The organism is Halomonas sp. ND22Bw, from assembly GCF_003011945.1.
Lineage (GTDB): Bacteria > Pseudomonadota > Gammaproteobacteria > Pseudomonadales > Halomonadaceae > Halomonas > Halomonas halophila.
The window spans coordinates 481,290-505,890 of sequence record NZ_PXWD01000001.1 but is presented as its reverse complement, the minus strand read 5'-3'; the positions used below and the strand labels follow the sequence as shown (position 1 = coordinate 505,890).

Genomic DNA, 24,601 nt, shown 5'->3' with positions numbered 1-24,601 from the left:
AACGCATGACCTTCTTTCATCGTCTCGACGACAAGCAACCCCTTCGCGGCCGATTGGCCATGGCCGTGGAATACGACGGTACCGCTTACTGCGGCTGGCAGCGCCTGAAGCACAGCGCCTCGGTGCAGGCCTCCCTGGAACAGGCGATGTCCCGCGTCGCCGCCGCACCGGTCTCCGTGATGTGCAGCGGCCGCACCGACTCCGGCGTGCACGCCACCCGCCAGGTGATTCACTTCGACCCGCCTTCGCCGCGTTCGGAGAAGGCCTGGGTGTTCGGCACCAACGCCAACCTGCCCCGTGATATCGCGGTGCGCTGGGTCAAGCCGGTGGCCGACGACTTTCACGCTCGCTTCTCGGCACTGGCGCGGCGCTATCGCTACGTGATCCTCAATCGCACCAGCCCGCCGGTGCTCGAGCGCCACAACGTGACCTGGTGTCGCGATCCGCTCGACGCCGAGGCCATGCACCGCGCCGCCCAGGCGCTGGTCGGCGAGAACGACTTCTCCACCTTCCGCGCCGCCGGCTGCCAGTCGACGACGCCCTGGCGTCACCTGCACTTCATCGAGGTGAATCGCTACGGCCCGCTGGTGGTCATCGACGTCCAGGGCAACGCCTTCCTGCACCACATGATCCGCAACATCGCCGGTGCGCTGATGTCGGTGGGGCGCGGGGCCCAGGACGAGGGCCACATCGGCCGGCTGCTGACCCTGCGCGATCGCACGCTGGGCGACGTCACCGCGCCGGCCCACGGCCTCCACTTCGTCGACTGCCTCTTCGACGAGAGCTGGGGGCTGCCCGCCGAGCCGCTGGGCCCCAATCTGCTGGCCTTCCTCGGCGAGTGGAGCGGCGAGCGGGCGGTGCCCGATTCGCCCATGGCCGCCTACCGGCGCGACCGCTCCCGGGCGGCCAATGCCGCGGCGGCGCTGGCGGCGGAGGAGGGCGACGATGCTTGAGCATGGCGCGGCCCTCGGCCGCACCCGGGTCAAGTTCTGCGGCCTGACCCGCCCCGAGGACGTAGACGCCGCGGTGGCGGCCGGGGCCGATGCCCTGGGCTTCGTGCTGTGGCCCGGCAGCAAGCGGGCGGTGGGCCTCGAGCGGCTGGCCGCGCTGGCCGCCCGGGTGCCGGCCTTCGTCACCCGGGTCGGTCTGTTCGTCGACCCCGACGAGGCGCTGGTGGCCCGGGCCGCCGAGCACCTGGACCTGCTGCAGTTCCACGGCGAGGAGACGCCGGCGTTCTGCGCGGCCGCGCCCCGGCCCTGGATCAAGGCGCTACGCATGCGCGACGGCTTGGATGTTCACGCCGCGGCCCGCGACTACGTAGGCGCCCGGGCGCTGCTGCTCGACGCCTATCGCCCCGGCGTGCCCGGCGGCACCGGCGAGACCTTCGACTGGTCGCGCATCCCCGCGTGCCTGGCGAAACCTGTTATTCTCGCCGGAGGCCTGACGCCGGCCAACGTGGCCGAGGCCATCGCCGCGGTGCGCCCTCTGGCGGTGGATGTCTCCGGCGGCATCGAGACCGCGCCCGGCATCAAGGGCGGCGCGGAAATGGCCGACTTTCTCCGCGCGGTCCGGCACGCCGATGGCTGACTCCCGTGGCCGACGCATTCCCGACCATTCCCTGTTGGCGATCCTGTGAGGTGTCCTTGTGAGCAAGTTCAGTGACCTGACCCGGCTGCCGGATGCCCGCGGCCACTTCGGCCCCTACGGCGGGCGGTTCGTCTCGGAGACCCTGAGCTTCGCCCTGGAAGAGCTGGACAAGACCTACGCGCAGCTGCGCGACGATCCGGCGTTCCAGGCGGAATTCGACCATGACCTGGCCCACTATGTGGGTCGGCCGTCGCCGCTCTATCACGCCGAGCGATGGTCGCAGCGGCTGGGCGGCGCCCAGATCTGGCTCAAGCGCGAGGACCTGAATCACACCGGCGCGCACAAGGTGAACAACACCATCGGCCAGGCGCTGCTGGCGAAGAAGAGCGGCAAGCCGCGGGTGATCGCCGAGACCGGCGCCGGCCAGCACGGCGTGGCCACCGCCACCGTGGCGGCGCGTCTGGGTCTCGAGTGCGAGGTCTACATGGGCGCCGAGGACGTCGAGCGACAGAAGCTCAACGTCTATCGCATGCGCCTGCTCGGCGCCAACGTGATCCCGGTGGAGTCGGGCACCCGTACCCTGAAGGATGCCATGAACGAGGCGCTGCGCGACTGGGTGACCAACGTCGACGACACCTTCTACATCATCGGCACCGTGGCCGGGCCGCATCCCTATCCGATGCTGGTGCGCGACTTCAACGCCGTGGTCGGCCGCGAGGCGCGCCGCCAGTCGCTGGAGGAGTTCGGTCGCCTGCCCGATGCGCTGATCGCCTGCGTGGGCGGCGGCTCCAACGCCATGGGGCTGTTCTATCCCTTCGTCGAGGACGACGGGGTCGCCATGGTTGGCGTCGAAGCCGGTGGTGATGGCGTGGCCACCGGCCGTCACGCCGCACCGCTGGCCTCCGGGGCGCCACGTGGCGTGCTGCACGGCAATCGCACCTACCTGATGTCCGACGAGGGCGGTCAGGTCAGCGACACCCATTCGATCTCCGCCGGGCTCGACTATCCGGGCGTGGGGCCCGAGCATGCGCTATGGAAGGACGTGGGCCGGGTCAACTACGTGGCGGCGGACGATGATGCGGTGCTCGAGGCCTTCCGCGAGCTGACCCACGTCGAGGGCATCATGCCGGCGCTGGAGTCGGCCCATGCGCTGGCCCATGCCAAGGTGCTGGCGCCGCAGATGCGGCCCGACCAGCATATCGTGGTCAACCTCTCCGGACGCGGCGACAAGGATATCCTGACGGTCGCCAAGCTCGACGGCATCGAACTCTAGGGGACACCGATGAATCGTATCGACCAACGCTTCGCCGCGCTGAAGGAAGAGGGGCGCCGCGCGCTGATTCCCTACATCACCGCCGGCGATCCCGCGCCCGAGCACACCGTGGGCTTCATGCACGCCCTGGTGCGCGCCGGCGCCGACGTCATCGAGCTGGGCGTGCCGTTCTCCGATCCCATGGCCGATGGCCCGGTGATCCAGAAGGCCTGCGAGCGCGCCCTCGTGCACGGCGTGCGCCTGGCCGACCTGATCGAGATGGTGCGGGCGTTCCGGCGCGACGACGCCGAGACCCCGGTGGTGCTGATGGGCTATCTCAATCCCGTCGAGCGCATGGGGCTCGAGGCCTTCGCCGACGCCGCTCGCGACGCCGGCATCGACGGCGTGCTGCTCGTCGACATGCCACCCGAGGAGGCCGACCTGATGGGTCCGGTGCTCAAGGAGCGCGGTCTGGCCTCGATCTTCCTGGTGGCCCCTACCACTTCCCGTGCCCGGGCCGCTACAATATGCGCCCATGGCGAGGGTTATCTGTACTACGTCTCGCTCAAGGGTGTCACCGGAGGCGCCAGCGTCGATGCCGCGGACGTGGCCGAGCATCTGGCCCCACTGCGCGAGATGACCGACCTGCCGCTGTGCGTGGGCTTCGGCATCCGCGATGGCGCCTCGGCCGCCGAGGTCGGCCGAGTGGCCGACGGCGTGATCGTCGGCAGTGCCCTGGTTTCGCGCATCGCCGAGAACGCCGAGCGCCCGGCGGCGATTCCCGCCAAGCTGGAAGCCGTGCTGAGCGAGATGCGCCAGGCCCTGGACGCCTGACGGACCCCGAATATCGATTCGACAGTCGCCCCGCTCGGAGGGGGCGACCGCAAAAATGGAAGCGTTTCTGACATGAGCTGGCTAGACAAGATCGTGCCCTCGGTGGGCCGCATTCAGCGCAAGGACCGCCGTTCGAGCGTGCCGGACGGCCTGTGGCGCAAGTGCCCCAAGTGCGACGGGGTGCTCTACCTGCCGGAACTCGAGAAGCACCACCACGTCTGTCCCAAGTGCGAGCATCACCTGCGTCTCACCGCGCGCAAGCGCCTCGACTGGTTCCTCGACAAGGAAGGTCGCGAGGAGATCGCGGCCGATCTCGAACCGGTCGACCGCCTCAAGTTCCGTGATTCCAAGAAGTACAAGGACCGTCTGACCGCGGCCCAGAAGTCCACCGGCGAGAAGGATGCGCTGGTGGCCATGCGCGGCCAGCTGGACGGCATGCCGGTCGTGGCGGTGGCCTTCGAGTTCACCTTCATGGGCGGCTCCATGGGCGCCGTGGTGGGCGAGAAGTTCGTTCGCGCCGCCGAGCAGGCCCTGGACGCGGGCGTGCCGCTGGTGTGCTTCGGCGCCTCGGGCGGTGCACGCATGCAGGAGGCGCTGTTCTCGCTGATGCAGATGGCCAAGACCTCCGCCGCGCTGGAGAAGCTCAAGCAGGCCGGCGTGCCCTACATCTCGGTGCTCACCGACCCGGTGTTCGGCGGCGTCTCCGCCTCGCTGGCGATGCTGGGCGACCTCAACGTCGCCGAGCCCAACGCCCTGATCGGCTTCGCCGGCCCGCGGGTCATCGAGCAGACCGTGCGCGAGAAGCTGCCGGAAGGTTTCCAGCGCAGCGAGTTCCTGCTCGAGCACGGCACCGTGGACATGATCGTCCATCGCCACGAGATGCGTGAGCGCCTCGGCGGCGTGCTGCGCAAGCTGACCCACCAGCCCGCCAATGGCCCGGCCGACGCGCCCGAGGCCGCCGAGCCGGATCTGGTCGATACCGCTCAGCAGGCCGAGGATGCCCCGGTCGAGCCGGCGGACGAGGGCGCCGAGCCGCGTCAGGACGCCGAGCGTTGATGGCGTCATGAACGAGGCTCCTTCCGCTTCCCTCGGGGACTGGCTGGCGCGGCTTGAAGCGGCGCATCCGGTCAGCATCGACCTCGGTCTGGAACGGGTGGCCGAGGTCGCCCGCCGCATGGGGCTGCTCGACGGCCCCATCGCCGGGCGCGTGATCACCGTGGCCGGCACCAACGGCAAAGGCTCCACCGTGGCCATGCTGGAGTCGCTGGCCCGGGAGCACGGGGTCGGCACCGCCACCTACACCTCGCCTCATCTGCTGCGCTACAACGAACGCCTGCGCCTCGACGGCGCGGAAGCCGGCGATGCCGAGCTGGTGGCGGGCTTCGAGGCCGTCGAGGCCGCGCGTCTCGACGGCGAGCCGATCAGCCTGACCTACTTCGAGGCCGGCACTCTGGGGGCGCTGCATGCCATCCGTGAACGCTCGCCGGCACTCGCCATCCTCGAGGTCGGCCTCGGCGGTCGCCTGGATGCGGTCAACGTGCTCGACGCCGACGTCGCGGTGGTGACCACCATCGCCCGCGATCATGCCGCCTATCTGGGCGACGATCTCGAGGTCATCGGCCGCGAGAAGGCCGGCATCATGCGCGCGGGGCGTCCCGCGGTGCTGGGCAGCCAGGCGCTTCCGCAAAGCGTCGCCGCCACCGCCGAGGCGCTGGGCGCCCAGGTGCATGCCCTCGGGGCGGCATTCACGCGTGTCGAATGCCGGGGCGAGACTTCCTGCCGAGAGACGGGCGAGGGCGGCTGGACCTGGCAGGGGCACGATGCCGAAGGCGCCGTCGTGCGCCTCGAGGCGCTCCCCGATCCGGGGCTGCCGCTGGACAACGCCGCCACCGCCCTGCAGGCGTTTGCCCTGGGCGGCTGGAAGCTGGAGGCCGAGGCCTGCCGCCGAGCGCTGGCCGGCGTCGAGTTGCCCGGGCGCATGCAGTGGCGCGGGCAGTGGTGCCTGGACGTCGGCCACAACCCTCATGCCGCCGAGTATCTTGCCCAGCGTCTGGCCGAGCGGCCCTGCGAGGGGCGCACCGTCGCCCTGCTGGGCATGCTCGCCGACAAGGACGCCGAGGGCGTGATCGGCGCCCTGGCGCCGGCCATCGATGCCTGGCTGCCGGTCACTCTCGAGGGCGATCGGGCGCGTAGCGCCGAGGCGCTGGCCGCGACCCTCGAGGCACTCGGCCAGCCGGTGTGGCATCGGGCGGATTCCCCGGCGGCGGGGGTGGCATGGCTGGGCGAGCGCCTGAGCCCGGCGGACCGGGTCCTGGTGTGTGGCTCCTTCTTCACCGTGGCCGATGTACTGGCGGCCTGGGCCGAGCCGGCGCAGACTGCCATGGAGGCCGGCAGCGAGGGAACGAGATGAAGTACGGATGGCGAGAGCGGATCAGCGGTGCGCTGATCCTGTTGGCCCTGGCGGTGATCTTCCTGCCGCTGCTGTTCGATGACCCGGCGCCGCGGGAAGATCGCCCGCAGCCGACCATGAGCATCGAGCAGCCGATCGAGGTGCCACACCGCGAACCCGAAGCGCCCGAGCCGCCGGAGGAACTGTCGGCGAACGCCGAGTCTCCGGCGCAAGAGGGGGCATCCGGTGTCGACGCGATGTCCTCCGCCGATGACGTCGTCTCGGTCGAGGCGGGGCAGGCGTCGGTCGAGGCCTCGTCTTCCGATGGCGACGATGCGCCGGCCGTCCAGGACACCACGCAGCAGGCCTCGACGGAGGCCGCGTCGGTCTCTGGCGATGCCGAGTCTTCCGAGGCCGATGCGCCCGCGTCGGACCCCATCGCCGATCTGGCCCGTGCCGCCGACGAGCGCATGGCGGCCTCGGACGCACCGACCCGAGAGGCGGTCTCCGGCGGCGAATGGGCGGTGCAGGTGGGCAGCTTCGGTGAGCCGGCCAACGCCGAGCGGCTCGAGGCGCGCCTCGAGGAGCAGGGCTTTCCGGCCTATCGCCGCCCGCGCAACAACGATCTGACCACCGTGTACGTCGGGCCCTATGCCCGTAGTGAGGTCGCCGAGCAGGCGATGAGCGAGCTCAAGGCCGACCTCAATCTCCAGGGATTGCTGGTGGAGGCCGAGTGACCCTGACCTGGCTGGATTGGGTGTTCGTGGCGGTGCTCGCCGTCACCGGCATCGCCGGGCTGGTACGTGGCCTGGTACGCGAGGCCCTGGGCCTGGCGGCCTGGGTGGTGGCGCTGCTGGCGGCGCGCTGGCTCGCCGAGCCCCTGGCCGTCCGGCTCGAGGGCCTGATCGACAGCCCCGACGGTCGCCTGATCCTCGCCTTCGTGCTGGTGGTGCTGGGCGTCATCCTGGCCTGCGGCGTGGTCATCCGCCTGATCCAGGCGGCGGTGGAGTGGGTCGGCATGGGCCTGTTCAACCGCGTGGCCGGTGCCGCCTTCGGCCTGGCCAAGGGCAGCGCCATCCTGGTGGTGGCGACCCTGCTGATCGGCCTGACCCCCTTGCAACAACTCGAGGCCTGGCAGCAGGCCAGCCTGCGGCCGCCCTTCCTGCAGTTGAAGGACTGGGCGGTCGGTCGCCTGGCCGCCTGGGAAGGGCGGCTGCCGGTCTCCCCCGAATCCCTCGGCGACCCCGTCTCCCTGATGCCGTCGCAGGCACGGGATGACGAGGTCGCCACCCCCTGACATGATCGATCGAGGCGGCTCCAGCGCCGCCCAACCAAGGCAAGCGAGGTAAGGTGTAATGTGCGGTATCGTGGGCCTGATGGCCAAGCAGGCGGTGAACCAGGGGATCTACGATGCCCTGACGGTGCTCCAGCACCGAGGCCAGGATGCCGCCGGCATGATGACCTGGAACGACGGTCGCTTCCTGCTGCGCAAGAGCAACGGTCTGGTGCGCGACGTCTTCCATACCCGTCACATGGCGCGTCTCCAGGGTAACCTGGGCATCGGCCACGTGCGCTATCCCACCGCCGGCTCCTCCAGCGAGGCGGAATCCCAGCCGTTCTACGTCAACTCGCCGTACGGCATCTCGCTGGCCCACAACGGCAACCTGACCAACGCCGACCAGCTCAAGCAGGAGCTGTTCTCCTCCGACCTGCGTCACATCAACACCAGCTCCGACTCCGAGGTGCTGCTCAACGTCTTCGCCCACGAGCTGGGCAAGCAGGGGCCGCACCTGGCGCCGGGCGACATCTTCGACGCCGTGCGTCGCGTGCATCGTCGCTGCCTGGGCGGCTATGCCGCGGTGGCGATCATCAACGGCGTGGGCATGGTGGCCTTTCGCGACCCCAACGGCATCCGCCCGGTGGTGTTCGGCAGCCGTGATGAAGGTGAAGGTCAGGAAGTGATGATCGCCTCAGAGTCGGTGGCGCTGGACGTGGGCGGCTTCGAGCTGCATCGCGACCTGGCCCCGGGCGAGGCGATCTTCGTCAGCATGGATGGCGAGATCCACACCCAGCAGTGCGCCGACGCGCCGCGCCTGGCGCCCTGCATCTTCGAGCACGTCTATCTGGCGCGCCCGGATACCCTGCTCGACGGTGCCTATGTCTACGGCACCCGCATGGCGATGGGTCGCAAGCTCGCCGATCGCATCAAGCACGAGTGGCCGGAGCACGACATCGACGTGGTGATCCCGATCCCCGACACCTCGCGGACCTCGGCCCTGGAGCTGGCCCAGCACCTGGGGGTGACCTATCGCGAAGGCTTCATGAAGAACCGCTACATCGGGCGGACCTTCATCATGCCGGGCCAGACCCAGCGCAAGAAGTCGGTGCGCCAGAAGCTGAATGCCATCGACATCGAGTTCGAGGGCAAGAACGTGCTGCTGGTCGACGACTCCATCGTGCGTGGCACCACCTGCAACCAGATCATCCAGATGGCCAGGGAGGCCGGCGCGAAGAACGTGTACTTCGCCTCCGCGGCGCCGCCCGTGCGCTACCCGAACGTCTACGGTATCGACATGCCGGCGGCCAGCGAGCTGATCGCCCACGGTCGCACCGAGGCCGAGGTGGGCGAGCTGATCGGCGCCGATCGCATGATCTATCAGGACCTCGAGGATCTGAAGACCGCCTGTCGCGAGATCAATCCGGCCCTGGACGAGTTCGACTGCTCGGTGTTCGATGGCCGCTACATCACCGGCGACATCGACGACGCCTATCTGGCCGCCCTGGAAGCCAGCCGCAACGACGATGCCAAGTCGGAGCAGAGCGCCGGTGACCACGCGTTGGTGGGCATGCACAATCAGGAAGACGACACCGACTGACAGGGAGGCGCCATGCACGACGAATCCAACCCGGCGGACGACTGGGGGCTCGATACCCTGGCGATCCGCACCGGACATCATCGTACCGCCGAGCAGGAACACGGCGAGCCGATCTTTCCGACCTCGAGCTTCGTCTACGGCAGCGCCGCCGAGGCGGCGCGCAAGTTCGGCGGCCAGGAGCCGGGCAACGTCTACTCGCGGTTTACCAACCCGTCGGTGCAGACCTTCGAGCGCCGCCTCGCCGCCCTGGAGGGCGGCGAGCGCTGCGTGGCGACCAGCTCCGGCATGTCGGCGATCCTGTCCACGGCCCTGGCGCTGCTGCAGGCCGGCGACGAGATCGTCGCCTCGCGCTCGCTGTTCGGCTCCACGGTCAGCCTGTTCGACAAGTATCTGGGCAAGTTCGGCATCACCACCCGTTACGTCGAGCTCTCCGACCTGGCGGCCTGGGAAGCGGCGATCACGCCGGCCACCAGGCTGCTGTTCGCCGAGACGCCGTCCAACCCGCTGTCCGAGGTGGGCGACATCCCGGCGCTGGCCGAGCTCGCGCATCGTCACGGTGCCTGGCTGGCGATCGACAACTGCTTCCTGACCCCGGCGCTGCAGACGCCCATCGCGCTGGGGGCGGATCTGGTGATTCACTCCGCTACCAAGTACCTGGACGGCCAGGGCCGTGCCGTTGGCGGTGCGGTGGTCGGCCCCGAGGCGCTGCTTCAGGAGGTCTTCGGGGTGGTGCGCACCTGCGGGCCCTGCATGAGTCCCTTCAACGCCTGGATCTTCACCAAGGGCCTGGAGACCCTGGGGCTGCGCATGAAAGCCCATTGCGCCAATGCGCTGCAGCTGGCCGAGTGGCTCGAGGCGCATCCGGCGGTGGAACGGGTGTATTACAGCGGGCTGGCCAGCCATCCGCAGCATGCGCTGGCCGCGCGTCAGCAGAAGGCGTTCGGTGCGGTGCTCGGGGTCGAGGTCAAGGGCGGTCGTGAGGGCGCCTGGTCGGTCATCGACGCGACCCGGATGCTGTCGATCACCGGCAACCTGGGCGACGTCAAGACCACCATCACCCATCCCGGCACCACCACCCATGGCCGCCTCTCCGACGACCAGAAAGCCGCCGCCGGCATCCGCGAGGGTCTGATCCGCATTGCGGTGGGGCTCGAGGACATCGCCGACATCCGGGCCGACCTGGCCCGGGGCCTCGACGCCCTGATCTAGCCGGGCGTCATCGGCTTCCTCCGCATGCCGCCGCGGGGCGGCATGCGGAATTTCCGAACGAAGCGTTCATCTTTTTTCAGCGGAATCGCCCGCCTTGCTCGGGTAGTCTGCTTCCTCCGTGACACGCATTCGGGAGCGCTCATGTGGCGTAACACTTCGACCGGCTGGGGATGGACCAGCATCCTGCTGCACTGGCTGAGCGCGTTGGCCTTCGTCGGGCTCTTCGTGCTGGGCTGGTGGATGACCGGGCTCGGCTATTACGATGCCTGGTACAACCTCGCGCCCTGGTGGCATCGTTCCCTCGGCATGCTGGTGTTCGCCGCGACCCTGGGCCGTCTCGTCTGGCGCGCCGTTCAGCCGACGCCGTCGTTGCCCGGGTCGCGTCTGGAACGCCTGGCCGCCCATGTCGGCCACATCGCCCTCTACGCGCTGATGCTGCTGGTGCTGGTCAGCGGCTATCTGATCTCCACCGCGGAAGGTGCCGGCATTGATGTGTTCGGGCTCTTCCAGGTGCCGGCGCTGATGACCGGATTGCCCAACCAGGCGAGTCTCGCCGGCACGGTGCACTGGTACGCCGCCCTGGCGCTGATGGTGCTGGCCGGCGGGCATGGCCTGGCCGCGTTCAAGCATCACTGGGTCGATCGCCACGACACCCTGATGCGCATGCTCACGCCTCGTTACACTCGGGCTCGCCGCCGTGGCGGGTCCGCTTCCCACTGACCCATCGAGTCACGCAAGGAGTTAGCGATGTACAAGAAGACCGCCCTGACCGCCGCCCTGGCCGCCGCGTCCCTGGTGCCGCTCGCCCAGGCACAGGCCGCCGACTACGCCATCGACACCGACGGCCAGCACGCCTTCGTGCAGTTCAAGATCAGCCACCTGGGTTTCTCCTACATCCTGGGCAGTTTCGAGGCGTTCGACGGCGGGTTCAGCTATGACCCCGAGAACCCGGAAGCGTCATCCGCCAACCTGGAGGTCGAGGTCGACAGCCTGACCACCAACCACGCCGAGCGCGACAAGCACATCCTGAGCGATGACTTCCTCGACGCGGCCGAATATCCCACCGCGAGCTTCGCTTCCACCGGCTTCGAGCCTACCGGCGAGGGCGAGGGCGTGCTGACCGGCGATCTGACCCTGCACGGCGAGACTCAGTCCATCGAGATGCCGGTGACCCTGCTGGGTGAGGGCGACGATCCCTGGGGCAACTATCGTGCGGGCTTCGAGGGCTCCACCACCCTGACGCTGGCCGACTACGGCATCGACATGTCGGACTTCCCGGAGTCGATGCACGAACTCGAGCTTTATGTGACCTTCGAGGGCATTCGCCAGTAAATCTTCTCGTCCTCGACTCGTCTACGCGACACATCCCGGCCTCGGCCGGGATGTGTCGTTCCGGGCACGGCAACGCTGCGCCTCAGTCGCATGGCGACTTCGCGTAGAATGGGCCGCCCTCGACGATTCCCGCGGAGTCCCTGTGTTGCGAAACGACGCTACCTCTTCCTCGCTGGGTGTGACGCTGTGGCGTCAGACCTGGCCCATGGCCATCGGCGTGCTGTCTCTGCTGGGTTTCCAGCTGATCGACAGCGCCTTCGTGGCCAGGCTCGGCACCGCGCCGCTGGCCGCCCAGTCCTTCACCCTGCCGCTCTCCTTCCTGATCATCGGCGTCCAGGTGGGCATGGGCATCGCCATCGCCGCGCTGATCTCCCGGGCCCTGGGGGCCGGCGAGACCGCGCGGTCCCGTCGCCTTGGCAGCCTGGTGCTGGTGGTGGGGGCACTGGTCATCGCGCTGCTGGGGTTGGGGCTGTGGCTGGGCCAGGCGCCGATCTTCCGGCGGCTGGGTGCCGAAACCGAGTCTCTGGCGCTGATCCGTGCCTACTGGGGCCCCCAGCTGCTGTCCGCCTGGGCGGGGGCGGTGCTGTATTTCGGCTACAGCCTGTTCCGCGCCCACGGCAACACGCGTCTGCCCGGTTCGCTGATGGTGATCACCAGCCTGGCCAACCTGATCCTGGATCCGTTGTTGATCTTCGGGGTCGGCAACTGGCAGGGCCTGGGGCTGCCGGGGGCGGCCTGGGCCACGGTGCTGGCCATGCTGGTGGGGCTCGGCGTGATGGCGATGCGCCTGGCCGGCACCGGCTGGTTGGCCACAGGGGGGCTGTGGGAGGAGGCGAGTCAGTCGCTGCGGCCCTTCCTGGGCATCGCCGGGCCGGCCATGATCAGCCAGCTGATGCCGCCGCTGGCCGCGATGCTGGCGATCTCGGTGGTGGCCCGGCTCGGCGAGTCCCAGGTCGCGGCCTGGGGCCTGGCCAGTCGCTTGGAGACCCTGTCGCTCATGGCGGTGCTGGCGATGACCATGTCGCTGCCGCCCTGGTTGGGGCGCTGCTACGGCGCCGGCGACTGGCCGCAGGTGCACCGCCTGATGCGCCTGGCGCTGAAGGTGGCGGTGCTCTGGCAGCTGGGGCTGGGGCTGGCGCTGGCGCTGGCCGCGCCCTGGGTGGCCGCGGCTCTGGCCGGCTCCGCCGAGGTGAGCGAGGACCTGACGGTGCTGCTGCACTGGCTGCCGCCGAGCTATGCCGCGCTCGGGGTCTGCATGCTGGTGGTCTCCGCCGGTAATGCGCTGGGCTGGCCGCTGCGGGCGATGATGATGTCCGCCGCCCGGCTGTTCGCGTTCTACCTGCCGTGCCTGGGGCTAGGTGCCTGGCTGGGCGGCCTGCCGGGCCTGGCACTGGGGGCGGCAATGGGCAATCTGCTGGCCGGTCTGGCGGCCTGGGGGCTGCTGCGGCGTACCCTCGCCAGCCCGCGGCGCCAGGCGGTCGGATAGCGGGTAGTGGTTTTTTCTGTTTATGATGGTTTATATTTATTTTAAGCCCAATATTTGATGATTATTTGAATCTTGTGCAATGCGGATCGGTGAATAACAGAAAAATCATCTGAAGCGCGTCTCCTATACTCGTCTTATCGCACCGCCCGGGCCTGGCCCGGGCGGTCTCGTTCCCGCAGATGGCAGGGCGATCCAACAAGACGATCAGGGGAGAGGACGGCATGAAGGTATTGATTCTCGGCAGTGGCGTGGTCGGCGTCACCAGCGCTTACTATCTGGCGCGTCAGGGCCATGAGGTCACCGTGGTGGATCGCCAGCCGGCGCCGGCCATGGAAACCAGCTACGGCAACGCGGGCCAGGTGTCCTTCGGCTTCTCCTCGCCCTGGGCCGCGCCCGGCATCCCGCAGAAGGCGGTGAAATGGATGTTCCAGGAGCATGCGCCGCTGAAGATCCAGCCGCGCATGGACCCGACCATGGCCCGCTTCATGATGAAGATGTTCGGCAACTGCAATCCCGAGCGCTATGCGGTGAACAAGGAGCGCATGGTGCGCATCGCCGAGCATAGCCGTGCCTGCATCGACGCCCTGCGCGCCGAGACCGGCATCCGCTACGAGGATCGTCAGAAGGGGCTGCTGCAGCTGTTTCGCCACGACAGCCAGGTGGAGGCCGTGGCCAAGGACATGCAGGTGCTCGAGCGCTGCGGCGTGCGCCATCGGTTGCTGGGCGCCGGCGAGATCACTGCGGTCGAGCCCGCGCTGGCCCGGGTGCCGGGCAAGTTCGTCGGCGGCCTGCACCTGCCGGACGACCAGACCGGCGACTGTCACCTGTTCACCAATCGCCTGGCCGACTACTGCCGTGACCGCCTGGGCGTCAGCTTCCGCTTCGGTGTCGACATCCAGCGCATCCGCCGCGGCAATGCCGGCATCGAGGGCGTGATCACCAGCGCCGGCGAGCTCACCGCCGATGCCTACGTGGTCTGCCTCGGCAGCTATTCGCCGTTCCTGGTCAAGGACCTGGGCATTCGCCTGCCGATCTACCCGGTCAAGGGCTACAGCCTGACCGTGCCGGTGGTCGACGACGGCGGGGCGCCCCAGTCCACGGTGATGGACGAGACCTACAAGGTGGCGATCTCGCGCTTCGACGACCGCATCCGCGTGGGCGGCACCGCCGAGCTGGCGGGCCACGACCTGAGCCTGCCGGAGAAGCGCCGGGCGACCATCGACATGGTGGTGCGCGATGTCTTCCCCGAGGGCGGCGACGTCGACCGCGCCGAGTTCTGGAGCGGCCTGCGCCCGATGACGCCGGACTCTACCCCGATCATCGGCGCCACCCGCTACGACAACCTGTGGCTCAACACCGGTCACGGCACCCTGGGCTGGACCATGAGCTGCGGCAGCGCCCAGCTGCTCGCCGATCTGATGGCGGCGGAATCGCCGCGCATCGACCCGCAGGGGCTCGATGTTTCGCGCTACGCCGCCTGACGCAGTGTTGTACGCTGCTTGATCGAGAACGGCCCGCGCATGGCGCGGGCCGTCGTCGTATCGGGCGGCCGGATCATGGCGTCGTGGCACAAAAAAGCGCCCGGGCCATCAGGCCCGGGCGCTTTTCTGCCGAACGGCGTCAGCCGATCAGTCGTTGACCGCGGCGATCGCCTTGGCCAGGTAGGGCAGGTTCTCGTGGGAGAAGCCGGCCACGTTGGCGCGGCCGGAGCGCACCATGTAGATGCTGAACTCGTCGCGCAGGCGATCCACCTGTTCCGGCGTCAGGCCAGTGTAGGAGAACATGCCGCGCTGCTCGGCCACGTGGGCGTACTTCTCGTCCAGGCCGTACGGCTTCAGGGCCTCGACGAAGTCGCGACGCAGGGTGTTGATGCGGTCGCGCATCTCGGTGAGCTCCTCGCGCCAGACGGCGGTCAGCTCGTCGGAGTGCAGGACCTCGGAGACGATGGCGCCACCGTGGGCCGGCGGATTGGAGTAGTTCTCGCGGGCGACGATGGCCACCTGGGAGCGCACGTTCTCCATCTGCTCGGCGTTCTTGGCGACCATGATCAGGCAGCCGGTCCGCTCGCAGTAGATGCCGAAGTTCTTGGAGCAGGAGCTGGTGATGATCACCTCGTCGAGGTTCTCGGCCAGCAGGCGCGGGCCGAAGGCGTCCTCGTCCAGGCCCTCGCCGAAGCCCTGGTAGGCGAAGTCGACCAGCGGCAGCAGCTTGCGCTCCTTGAGCACCTCCAGCACCTGCTTCCACTGATCCCGGGACAGGTCGAAGCCGGTCGGGTTGTGGCAGCAGGCGTGCAGCAGCACCACGTCGCCCTCGGGGATCTGCTTCAGGGCCCCGAGCATGCCGTCGAAGTCGAGCCGGTTGTCGGCGTCGACGTAGGGGTACTTGTGCAGGGTGAGACCGGCCGCCGGGAAGATGCCGAGGTGGTTCGGCCAGGTCGGGTCGCTGACCCAGATGTCCTTGCCGGGCAGCTGGGTAGCGATGAAATCCGCCGCCAGGCGCAGCGCGCCGGTGCCGCCGGGAGACTGGGTCGCGCTGGCGCGACCGGCCTCGAGCACCGGTGAGCCCTGGCCGAGCACCATCGGCAGCACCACTTCACCGTAGGCCGGGGCGCCGTGGGAACCGATGTAGGTCTTGGTGGTCTCGTTGTTGAGCAGCAGGGCCTCGGCTTCCTTAACCGCGCGCATCACCGGGGTGTTGCCCTGGGCGTCGCGATAGACGCCGACACCGAGATCGACCTTCTGGGGGTTGGTATCCTTCTTGAAGGCCTCGATGAGCCCGAGGATGGCATCCCCGGGAACCCGCTCAATCTGTTCGAACATTTACTTCGCTACCTCGTCGGTTCTGGCGGCTAGGATGAAATCGTTCCTGTGCAGGCCCTTCATCTCGTGGGACCACCAGGTCACGGTGACCTTGCCCCACTCGGTCAGCAGGGCGGGGTGGTGACCCGCTTCCTCGGCGATCTCGCCGACCCGGTTGGTGAACGCCAGGGCCTGTCGGAAGTTGCGGAACGTGAAGACCCGCTCCAGCTGCATGATGCCATCGCGCTCGACGATCTGCCACTCGGGGATGTCGCGGCGATACTGCTCGATTTCGCTCTCGGTGACGTGGGGGGCGTCCCAGCTGCAGGCCTCGCACTGCTGTTCGGAAAGTTCGCTCATGATGACTCCTCGTTGGGCTCGTTGCGGGGGGTAGAGTTGTTGTCGTGGTGGCGATCGGCCGCTCATGCAAGGGCCGATGCCAAGGCGTCGGCGTTCAGGCGCTGGTGGTCTCCGCCGGCACGGGCTTGGGCTTCGGCGGAAAGCGCGGTTCGAACAGCCCGAGCGCCATGGCCTCGTGGACCATGCCCATGATGTCGCGGCCGGACAGCTCGTGCAGCGTCTCCAGGCTATCCAGTACGTAGTAGAGCGGCTGGAGGATGTCGATCCGGTAGGGCGTGCGCAGGGCGTCCAGCGGATCGAAGGGCGCGTGCACGGGCGCGTCGGACAGGGCATGCAGGGTCTCCTTGGGCGAGGAGATGATGCCGCCGCCATACAGTCGCCGCCCCTCGGGAGTGTCGACCAGGCCGAATTCCACGGTCATCCAGTACAGTCGGGCCAGGTAGACGCGCTCCTTGGGCGTGGCCTCCAGGCCCAGGCGGCCGTAGGTGGCGGTGAACTCGGCGAAGGCCGGGTTGGTCAGCATCGGGCAGTGACCGAAGATCTCATGGAAGATGTCCGGTTCCTGCAGGTAGTCCAGCTCCTCCGGCGTACGGATGAAGGTGGCCACCGGGAAGCGACGATTGGCCAGCAGTTCGAAGAAGGTATCGAAGGGAATCAGCGCCGGGACCTGAGCGGTCTCCCAGCCGGTGGCCTCGCGCAGTACGGCGTCGACCTCGGCGAGCTGGGGGATACGCTCGACGGGCAGCGCCAGGCGCTCCATGCCGTCGAGGTATTCCTGGCACACCCGGCCCGGCAGCAGCTCGACCTGGCGCTCCATCAGCGTGCGCCAGGTGGCATTTTCCTGTTCGCTCCAGGCGATGTGGCCGTTGTCGTCCGGCATCCTGGCCTGATAGGCGGTCTTCTTGGGGGCGCTTTGAGCCTTCATGGTTGCTCCCGTCGGTATTGGAATTGTCGTGGCCTCAAGGGGATGACCGCAGTCTAGGCGGGGGGACGGGGCGAGAGGGGCGTTCTACGGACGATCCAGGGCGTTCGCAGGGCGTTTGGTTGTAAAGAATACATGACAGTCGGGCGCCTTGGCCGGCATGATGCGGCCAAAGGCGCATGGAATCGGCGTCGCGGTGGCCTTATTGTCACGTTATCTTTACAGATGAGTCACGCCGGGCTGACAACCTTCTGCGGCCCGGTTCGTTTTTTCGACCTGCGAGCCTTTCATGCGCCTGAGATTCCACTGCCAGAACCGCATCGGCATCCTGCGCGATATCGTGGCCCACTTCGCCGACTACGGACTCAACGTGGCCCACGGCGAGGTCGGCGGCGAGCACGGCAACGCCATCTACCTGCACGTGCCCCACCTGCTGAACGCCCAGCTGGCCACGCTCAAGCCCGAGCTCGAACAGGTGCCCGGGGTGTTCGGCGTGCGACGGGTCAGCCTGATGCCCAGCGAGCGGCGCCACCTGGAGCTCGACGCCCTGCTGTCGTCGCTCTCGGATCCGGTGATGTCGATCGACATGGAGGGCCATCTGGTGGCGGCCAACCGCGCCGCCGGGCAGCTGCTGGGCGTGCGGGTCGACGAGGTGCCGGGGCTGTCGCTGGACCGCTATCTGCCCGATCTCGACCTGCCGGAGCTGATTCGCCGCAATAACGCCCGGGTCAACGGGCTGCGGGTCAAGCTGCGCGACACCGTCTACCTGGCCGACATCTCGCCGCTGCACCGCGAGCAGCAGTCGGACGTGGCCTCGCTGGCCGGCGCCGTGGTCACCCTGCATCGCGCCGATCGCATCGGCGAGCGCATCTATCAGGTGCAGCGCCAGGAGCTGCGCGGCTTCGAGTCGCTGTTCCAGGCCAGCCCCCGGCTGGAGGCGCTGATCGGCGAGGCGCGCCGCATGGCGCCGCTGGATGCGCCGCTGCTGATCCAGGGCGAGACCGGCACCGGCAAGGAGCTGCTGGCCCGGGCCTGCCACCTGGCGAGCCCGCGGGGGCAGGCGCCGTTCATGGCGCTCAACTGTGCGGGGCTGCCGGAATCCATGGCCGAGACCGAGCTGTTCGGCTATGCGCCGGGGGCTTTCGAGGGCGCGCGCCCGGAGGGCAAGCTGGGGCTGCTGGAGCTGACGGCCGGCGGCACCATCTTCCTCGACGAGGTGGGCGAGACCAGCCCGCGGATGCAGGTCAAGCTGCTGCGCTTCCTGCAGGACGGCGGCTTCCGTCGCGTGGGCAGCGACGAGGAAACCTATCTGGACGTGCGAGTGATCTGCGCCACCCAGCAGGATCTGCCGAGCCTGTGCGCCGAGGGGCGCTTCCGCCAGGACCTCTATCACCGCCTCAACGTGCTGACCCTGGAGGTGCCGCCGCTGCGGGACTGCCTCGACGGCATCGAGGCGCTGGCGACGCACTTCATCGACCGCGCCGCCACCCAGATCGGCTGCCCGATGCCGCAGCTGTCACCGGCCGCGGTGGCGCGGCTGTCGGCCTATCACTGGCCGGGCAACGTGCGCCAGCTGGAGAACGTGCTGTTCCAGGCGGTCTCGCTGTGCGAGGGCGGCGTCATCGAGCCGGTGCATCTGCGCCTGCCCGAGGTGGGCCGGGCGCCGGGGCTCGCCGGTGTCGATCTCGACGGATCGCTGGCCGACATCCTCGGCGAGGTGGAGCGCCAGGTGCTGTCGAGCCTCTATCCGCAGCATCCTTCCAGCCGCCAGCTGGCCAAGCGCCTCGGCGTCTCGCATACCACCATCGCCAACAAGCTCAAGCGCCACGGGATCGGCTCGGAGGACGGATGAGGACCGACGGCCGAGGGCGGCTGCCGCGCTGGCTGAAGGTGGCCTTCACGCTGTGGATGCTGTTCTGGGCGCCTTCGGTGGCGCTGCGCATCGGGATCCAGAACTACCTGTGGCTGTGCAACCTGGCCAATTTCCTGCTGCTGGTCGGGCTGTGGGCCGAGAGCCGCCGGCTGGTCTCCATGGCCTGTCTGGCCACGGCGCTGGTGGGAAGCCTGTGGGCGCTGGATGCCGGCGTCGCCTGGGCCAGCGGCTGGCATCCCATCGGCGGCACCGAGTACATGTTCGATGCCGGCATTCCACTGTCGGTACGGCTGCTGTCGCTCTACCACCTGGTGCTGCCGCTGGTGGCCGGTTTCGGTGTCGTGAGGCTGGGCTTCGATCGCACGGCCCTGGCCTGGCAGACCGCCCTGACCTGGGCGGCGATCCTCGCCGCCTGGTGGCTCACGGATCCCCGTCGCAACGTCAACTGGGTCAAGGGCCCCTTCGGCGGCGACCAGGCCTGGTTGCCGGACGGGCTCTATGTCATCGCGCTGATGCTGGTCTGGCCGCTGGCGCTCTACCTGCCGGTGCACCTGGCGACGCTGTCGCTGATACGGCGGCGGGCGTGAACGATCAGCGGGACAGCCAGTCGCGCACCTGGCCGAAGGGATAGGCCTCCAGGGTGGCGAAGCCTTCGAGCTGGCGCGCCTTGTGGCGGGTCAGCCGCGGCGAGGTCAGCCCGCACAGGAAGCGGGCCAGCAGCGTCGGGGTGGCGGCCTCGCCCTCGCCGGCGGCCGAGAGCCGTTCGCGCAGCGGCGCGGTCAGGGCGGCGGCGTCCATCGCGGCGAGCGGCGCCGGTGGCGGCGGGGAAGGCAGCGACGCGATCTGGCCGCGGCACCCCGAACAGTGGCCGCAGCGCTCGGGGGCGGCGGCGTCGCCGAACCAGTCCGCCAGCCGCCGGGTCAGGCAGCCTTCGCCCTCGAACAGCGCCAGCATGGCGTGCAGCCGCTCGATCTCGGCCCGCTCCTTGTCGACGAAGGCCTGGTGCAGCCTCGTGATCAGGGCCTCGTCGACGGGGCGCCGCACCTCGAAGACCTCGGTCATCTGCTTGCTTTCCAGCGTGATCAGGTCCTTGTCGGCGAAGTAGTCCAGGGCGGTGATCACCCGCTGGCGTGAGGTGTCCAGGCCGCGTTCGGCGCCGAGCCGTGTCAGGGCCTCGAGATCCAGCCGGTACCAGGTGCGCGCCTTCGCCGAGGCCTCGAGGATGGCCTCGACGAAGGCTCGTCGCTCGCCCTGGAAGCGAGCCACCAGGGCCTCTGCCGGTTCCTCCAGGCGGAAGCGGTATTCGGCGAAGTAGCTGAAGCGCGGCCGGATCACGCCCTCGAGCTCCAGATGCACCAGCAGCGTCTTGAGTGGCAGCGGACGGATGTCGCTGTCCCGGGAGAGGGTGTTGAGGGTGAAGGCCCAGTCCTCTCCGGCGGCGGGCAGGGTCGCCGTCACCCGGGCGATGGCGTCGCGCTCCGGGGTGTCGCCGTAGGTGAAGTTCTCCAGCACGCTGAGATGATCGCGGCCGGCCAGCATCAGGCATTCGGCCGAGGCGCCGTCACGCCCGGCGCGGCCGATCTCCTGGCTGTAGTTCTCCACCGACTTGGGCAGGTCGAAGTGCACCACGGCGCGGATGTCGCTCTTGTCGATGCCCATGCCGAAGGCGATGGTGGCGACGATCACCGGCGTGCGGCCGGCCATGAAGTCGTCCTGGCGGCGGGCGCGGGTCTCGGCGTCGAGGCCGGCGTGATAGGCCGCGGCGGGCAGGCCGGCGGCACCGAGATAGGCGGCCAGACGCTCGGCGGTCTGCTGCAGGGTGACGTAGACCACGGTGGCGCCGGCGCTCGGCCCCTCGACCCGCGGGCGCAGCCATTCGACCAGCCGCCGCGGGCGTTCGTCGGCCGCCACCGGCGCCACCTGCAGGTCCAGGTTGGGGCGATAGAAGCCGGTGGCGGTGACGTCCTCGGCCTCGATGGCGAAGTGGCGGCGCATGTCCTCGATCACCTTCGGGGTGGCGGTGGCCGTCAGCAGCAGCGCCTGGGGGATGCCGAGCTCGTGGCGGGTCGCCGGCAGGGTCAGGTAGTCGGGACGGAAGTTGTGGCCCCATTCGGAAATGCAGTGGGCCTCGTCGACCACCAGCAGCGAGATGGGCACGCGGCGGATGAAGGCGCGGAAGCGCTCGTTCTTGAGCCGCTCCACCGACACCATCAGGATGCGGATCTCGCCGCGGGCGACGCCGTCCATCACCGCCCGGGCCTCGTCCTTGCTCTGGGAGGAATCGAGGCTGGCGGCGGCGATGCCGTGGCGCTGCAGGAAGGCCAGCTGGTCCTGCATCAGCGCCAGCAGCGGCGAGACCACCAGCGTCAGGTTCGGCAGGTGCAGGGCGGAGAGCTGGTAGCACAGCGACTTGCCCGAGCCGGTGGGGAAGATCGCGGCGGCCGAGCGGCCGGCGACCACCGCCTCGATCACCGGGCGCTGGCCGGGGCGGAAGTCGGGATAGCCGAAGACCCGGGCGAGGGTCTGGTCGATGGTGCTCATGGCGGCTCCGGGCAATGTCGATGGGAGGGGCAGGATACACGTCATGGCCGTCGATCTCGCCCGAGCGCGGGGCGTCGTCGTCAGTCGCCGGCCACGACCCGGTTGCGACCGAGGTGCTTGGCCCGGTAGAGGCTGGCGTCGGCACGCTGGATCAGGTGGTCGAGGGTGTCACCGACCCGGTGTTCGGTGATGCCGATGCTGACGGTGATGCGCCCCGACCCGAGGCCGTCGAAGTCGTGCTCGGCGATCTCGCGGCGCAGGCGTTCGGCCAGCCGGGTGGCGTTGCGCTGTGAGGTCAAGGGCAGCAGCAGGGCGAACTCCTCGCCGCCCAGCCGGGCGAGGAGGTCTTCCTCGCGCAGCAGGGCGCTGCAGCAGTCGGCCAGCTCGCGCAGGGTGGCGTCTCCCTGCAGATGCCCCCAGGTGTCGTTGATCGTCTTGAAATGGTCGAGGTCGATCATCATCAGCGACAGCGGCGTGGCGTGACGATTGCTCAACGAAATCTCTTCTTCGAGGCGGCTGAGCAGCTTGCGTCGATTGGCGAGCCCCGTGAGGGCATCGCTGTCTGAAAGCTGTCGCAGGCGCTCTTCCTCGGCGACCTGCTCGCTGATGTCGAGCATCATGCCGTGCCAGAGCACGCCGGTCTCGATGCGCTGTGGCTGGGCGCGTGCGGCGATCCAGCGGCAGCGATCGGCGCTGAGCCGGAAGCGGAACTTGAGCGTGATCGGCGAGCCCCAGCGCGCCGAACGCTCGATGGCTGCCATCAGGCCGGGATAGTCCGCGTCGTGAAGGCGTTCCAGCGCCGGTTCGGCATTCTCGGCCAGGCGTTGCGGATCCAGGTCCAGCAGCTGGATGCCCCTGCCCATCAGCAAGGGGAAGTGGAGATGGCCATCCGCGCTGCGGTGCAGCTGGAAGATCAGCCCGGGCAGCTGATCGGCCAGATCCAGCATCCTCGTCGGTTCGAGCCGTTCCCTGCACGGCATGACATCGATGGGAGGCATGTGGTTTCCCTGATTGTGTTCCTGCTGCGTACAGGAGTGTCGTTGTCGTTGAATGCGTCGTGACCGTCGGGGGAGGAGAGCATCACGCGGCCATTCTTTTTAATTAAGGGAGATATAATACATCCGTCGCCGTTGACCGACATGACGCTTCGGGCGTAGGCGGAGTGTGACGTCGCCCGTAGGAGATCGACGACAACGTTCTCGCCAGAGGTCATTATGCAAACTGACTATTGTTCTCATCCGGACGGCGAGGCGCAAGGGCAGGGCAGCGGGAAACGGGGCGCCGTCGAGGCACCCGAAGGATGATGTGGGATTCAGTGGAAACGGGGCTCTAGCCTCGACATCAGCGAGGTACGTCGTAGCGTCCCTCGCGGCCCTTCGACAACACTACCTGCCACAGCGGCAGATGGCGGGCGCAGATGGCGCGGCACAGCAAGAGCCGGAACATAAGTCGCAGATGCCTGTTTCTACATCAGCGTGCTCTTTATCAGCGTGGCGCGTCGTAGCGTCCTTCACGGCCCTTCGACAACACTACCTGCCACAGCTGCAGATTGCGGGCGCGGAAGGCGCCGGCGCAGATGGACAGGTAATAGCGGAACATCCGCTGGGTGCGCTGGTTGTAGCGATCGGCGATCTCGTCCCAGTGGGCGTCGAAGTTCTCGAGCCAGGCCATCAGGGTGCGGTCGTAGTCGGCGCCGAAGTTCTGCCAGTCCTCCATCAGCAGGTGCTCCTCGCTGGCCTGAGCAATGTGCTTGGCCGAGGGCAATACGCCGTTGGGGAAGATGTAGCGGTTGATCCAGGGATCGGCGCTGATGTGGGAGGTGTTGGAGCCGATGGTGTGCAGCAGGAACAGGCCGTCGGCGGGGAGCAGGCGTTCCACCGTCCCGAAGTAGGTGGCGTAGTTGCGATGGCCGACATGTTCGAACATACCGATGGAGACGACGCGATCGAAGCGGCCCTCGAGCTCGCGGTAGTCCTCGAGCAGGATCTCGACCGGCAGCCCCTCGCAGCGCCGACGGGCCAGCTCCGCCTGCTCCCGGGAGATGGTGATGCCGGTGACCTCGACGCCGTGATGCCGCGCGGCGTGTTCGGCGAAGCTGCCCCAGCCGCAGCCGATGTCCAGCACTCGCATGCCGGGCTCCAGCTCGAGCTTGCGGCAGGCGAGCGCGAGCTTGGCGCGCTGGGCCTCCAGCAGGCTGCCGGCGTCCTTCCAGTAACCGCAGGAGTAGCACATGGTGTCGTCGAGCATGCGTTCGAAGAGGTCGTTGCCGAAGTCGTAGTGGGCCTCGCCGACGATATGGGCGCGGGCGCGGCTCTGCAGGTTGAAGAAACCGGACTGGAGGCGATACATCAGTCGTTCCGATTTGGACTGGGCGTGTTCCCCCAGGCCATGGCGCAGCAGCCGGTGGGCCAGTTCGTCGATGCGGTCGCATTCCCACCAGCCGTCCATGTAGGCCTCGCCGAGCCCCAGGGTGCCCTGGTGCAGAACGCGGGAGAAGACGTCGGGATGGTAGACGCGGATGTCCGCGGGGGCCGAGCCGTTGAGGGTGATGCCGGAGCCGTCGAGCAGCTTCTCGAAGACGCGCCGGGCTCGTGTGTCGGGCAGGGCGATGGGGCCGAGACGTGGGTCGCTGGTCATGGTTCCTCCTGATCCTTCAGAGTCGGGGCAGCCGGTGTGTGAAAGCGGGAGGTGGCGTGATGCCGATTGTTCTATTACAAGGCGTTAGCATAGATCAGCCATGAGCGTTTCTGACAACTCACGCCGTGGCTTTTGTATCAGGCTAATATTTATGAGGTAAGCATAATGCAGGTGATCGTGGATCTGTGCGTGGTACCGATGGGGGTCGGCGTGTCCGTCTCCCCCCAGGTGGCGGCCTGTCAGCGAGTGATCGAGGCCTCGGGGCTCGAGCATCGGATGCATGCTTACGGCACCAATATCGAAGGGCCCTGGGACGAGGTCATGGCAGTGGTCAAGCGCTGTCACGAGACGGTGCATGAGATGGGCGCGCCGCGTATCACCTCGACCCTCAAGCTCGGCACGCGGACCGACCGGGAGCAGCATATGGACGACAAGGTCGAGAGCGTGAAGCGGCTGTTGGGCGATGATGACGTCGAGGGTGTCACGAAATGTTGACGCCCTGTCA

The 24,601-nt window shown here is 68.4% G+C and carries 23 protein-coding genes; 17 read left to right on the top strand and 6 right to left on the bottom strand.

The annotated features are described in order from the left end of the window. Positions 1–5 precede the first annotated feature (5 nt). The 14 genes from truA to CVH10_RS02345 all read left to right on the top strand — a co-directional run bounded on the left by truA (position 6) and on the right by CVH10_RS02345 (position 14,446). Complete coding sequence (gene truA, locus CVH10_RS02410; RefSeq protein WP_035596075.1) at positions 6–953, top strand: tRNA pseudouridine(38-40) synthase TruA; 948 nt, start codon at positions 6–8, stop codon at positions 951–953. Then, positions 946–1,587: a phosphoribosylanthranilate isomerase gene (locus CVH10_RS02405; protein WP_035596073.1), complete on the top strand. Its 642-nt coding sequence runs from the start codon at positions 946–948 to the stop codon at positions 1,585–1,587. The genes truA and CVH10_RS02405 overlap by 8 nt, the downstream gene beginning before the upstream one ends. A 58-nt stretch (positions 1,588–1,645) precedes the next feature. Next, positions 1,646–2,860, top strand: a complete 1,215-nt coding sequence (gene trpB / locus CVH10_RS02400; protein WP_106487709.1) for a tryptophan synthase subunit beta — start codon at positions 1,646–1,648, stop codon at positions 2,858–2,860. A 9-nt stretch (positions 2,861–2,869) separates the two neighbouring features. After that, complete coding sequence (gene trpA, locus CVH10_RS02395) at positions 2,870–3,673, top strand: tryptophan synthase subunit alpha (protein ID WP_046080225.1); 804 nt, start codon at positions 2,870–2,872, stop codon at positions 3,671–3,673. Positions 3,674–3,745: 72 nt separating this feature from the next. Further along, the gene (gene accD / locus CVH10_RS02390) at positions 3,746–4,729 is read left to right on the top strand and encodes an acetyl-CoA carboxylase, carboxyltransferase subunit beta (protein WP_106487708.1); all 984 of its coding nucleotides are present in this window, start codon (positions 3,746–3,748) and stop codon (positions 4,727–4,729) included. A 7-nt stretch (positions 4,730–4,736) separates the two neighbouring features. Further along, positions 4,737–6,083: a bifunctional tetrahydrofolate synthase/dihydrofolate synthase gene (gene folC / locus CVH10_RS02385; protein ID WP_106487707.1), complete on the top strand. Its 1,347-nt coding sequence runs from the start codon at positions 4,737–4,739 to the stop codon at positions 6,081–6,083. Continuing rightward, on the top strand, positions 6,080–6,799 hold the full coding sequence (locus CVH10_RS02380; protein WP_106487706.1) for an SPOR domain-containing protein: 720 nt from the start codon (positions 6,080–6,082) through the stop codon (positions 6,797–6,799). Before folC ends, CVH10_RS02380 begins: the two co-directional genes overlap by 4 nt. Then, positions 6,796–7,359 carry a CvpA family protein gene (locus tag CVH10_RS02375; protein WP_035596057.1) on the top strand — a complete coding sequence of 188 codons (564 nt, stop codon included), beginning with the start codon at positions 6,796–6,798 and terminating at the stop codon, positions 7,357–7,359. The genes CVH10_RS02380 and CVH10_RS02375 overlap by 4 nt, the downstream gene beginning before the upstream one ends. 58 nt (positions 7,360–7,417) lie before the next feature. Then, positions 7,418–8,938 carry an amidophosphoribosyltransferase gene (purF, locus tag CVH10_RS02370; protein ID WP_035596055.1) on the top strand — a complete coding sequence of 507 codons (1,521 nt, stop codon included), beginning with the start codon at positions 7,418–7,420 and terminating at the stop codon, positions 8,936–8,938. A gap of 12 nt (positions 8,939–8,950) precedes the next feature. Further along, positions 8,951–10,147, top strand: a complete 1,197-nt coding sequence (locus CVH10_RS02365; RefSeq protein WP_035596052.1) for an O-succinylhomoserine sulfhydrylase — start codon at positions 8,951–8,953, stop codon at positions 10,145–10,147. Positions 10,148–10,288: 141 nt separating this feature from the next. Further along, entirely contained in the window at positions 10,289–10,867 is a 579-nt protein-coding gene (locus CVH10_RS02360; RefSeq protein ID WP_106487705.1) for a cytochrome b, read from the top strand. A gap of 27 nt (positions 10,868–10,894) precedes the next feature. Continuing rightward, a complete protein-coding gene (locus tag CVH10_RS02355; protein ID WP_106487704.1) occupies positions 10,895–11,479 on the top strand; it encodes a YceI family protein in 585 nt (194 codons plus the stop codon). Positions 11,480–11,684: 205 nt separating this feature from the next. Continuing rightward, entirely contained in the window at positions 11,685–12,965 is a 1,281-nt protein-coding gene (locus CVH10_RS02350) for an MATE family efflux transporter (protein ID WP_106487775.1), read from the top strand. A gap of 221 nt (positions 12,966–13,186) precedes the next feature. After that, the gene (locus tag CVH10_RS02345) at positions 13,187–14,446 is read left to right on the top strand and encodes a D-amino acid dehydrogenase (RefSeq protein WP_035596040.1); all 1,260 of its coding nucleotides are present in this window, start codon (positions 13,187–13,189) and stop codon (positions 14,444–14,446) included. Between the two features lie 147 nt (positions 14,447–14,593). Here CVH10_RS02345 and CVH10_RS02340 read toward each other — a convergent pair whose 3' ends face one another. From CVH10_RS02340 to phhA, 3 genes are all read right to left on the bottom strand, one after another. After that, positions 14,594–15,784 carry an amino acid aminotransferase gene (locus CVH10_RS02340; RefSeq protein WP_035596038.1) on the bottom strand — a complete coding sequence of 397 codons (1,191 nt, stop codon included), beginning with the start codon at positions 15,782–15,784 and terminating at the stop codon, positions 14,594–14,596. Then, positions 15,785–16,123, bottom strand: a complete 339-nt coding sequence (locus CVH10_RS02335) for a 4a-hydroxytetrahydrobiopterin dehydratase (protein ID WP_035596035.1) — start codon at positions 16,121–16,123, stop codon at positions 15,785–15,787. A gap of 94 nt (positions 16,124–16,217) precedes the next feature. Continuing rightward, on the bottom strand, positions 16,218–17,048 hold the full coding sequence (phhA, locus tag CVH10_RS02330; RefSeq protein ID WP_106487703.1) for a phenylalanine 4-monooxygenase: 831 nt from the start codon (positions 17,046–17,048) through the stop codon (positions 16,218–16,220). A 286-nt stretch (positions 17,049–17,334) separates the two neighbouring features. Here phhA and CVH10_RS02325 point away from each other — a divergent pair, with 286 nt between their 5' ends. Then, on the top strand, positions 17,335–18,897 hold the full coding sequence (locus CVH10_RS02325; RefSeq protein ID WP_106487702.1) for a sigma-54-dependent transcriptional regulator: 1,563 nt from the start codon (positions 17,335–17,337) through the stop codon (positions 18,895–18,897). Next, positions 18,894–19,505, top strand: a complete 612-nt coding sequence (locus CVH10_RS02320) for a hypothetical protein (RefSeq protein ID WP_106487701.1) — start codon at positions 18,894–18,896, stop codon at positions 19,503–19,505. Before CVH10_RS02325 ends, CVH10_RS02320 begins: the two co-directional genes overlap by 4 nt. 4 nt (positions 19,506–19,509) lie before the next feature. Here the strand turns inward: CVH10_RS02320 and CVH10_RS02315 are convergent, their stop codons facing one another. The 3 genes from CVH10_RS02315 to cfa form a co-directional block, all read right to left on the bottom strand. Beyond that, complete coding sequence (locus tag CVH10_RS02315; protein WP_106487700.1) at positions 19,510–21,459, bottom strand: ATP-dependent DNA helicase RecQ; 1,950 nt, start codon at positions 21,457–21,459, stop codon at positions 19,510–19,512. Positions 21,460–21,539: 80 nt separating this feature from the next. After that, a complete protein-coding gene (locus CVH10_RS02310; RefSeq protein WP_035596020.1) occupies positions 21,540–22,457 on the bottom strand; it encodes a sensor domain-containing diguanylate cyclase in 918 nt (305 codons plus the stop codon). A gap of 487 nt (positions 22,458–22,944) precedes the next feature. Further along, positions 22,945–24,096, bottom strand: a complete 1,152-nt coding sequence (cfa, locus tag CVH10_RS02305; RefSeq protein ID WP_035596018.1) for a cyclopropane fatty acyl phospholipid synthase — start codon at positions 24,094–24,096, stop codon at positions 22,945–22,947. 165 nt (positions 24,097–24,261) lie between these two features. Between cfa and CVH10_RS02300 the strand changes: the two genes are divergently transcribed. After that, a complete protein-coding gene (locus tag CVH10_RS02300) occupies positions 24,262–24,591 on the top strand; it encodes an MTH1187 family thiamine-binding protein (RefSeq protein WP_035596016.1) in 330 nt (109 codons plus the stop codon). Positions 24,592–24,601 lie beyond the last annotated feature (10 nt).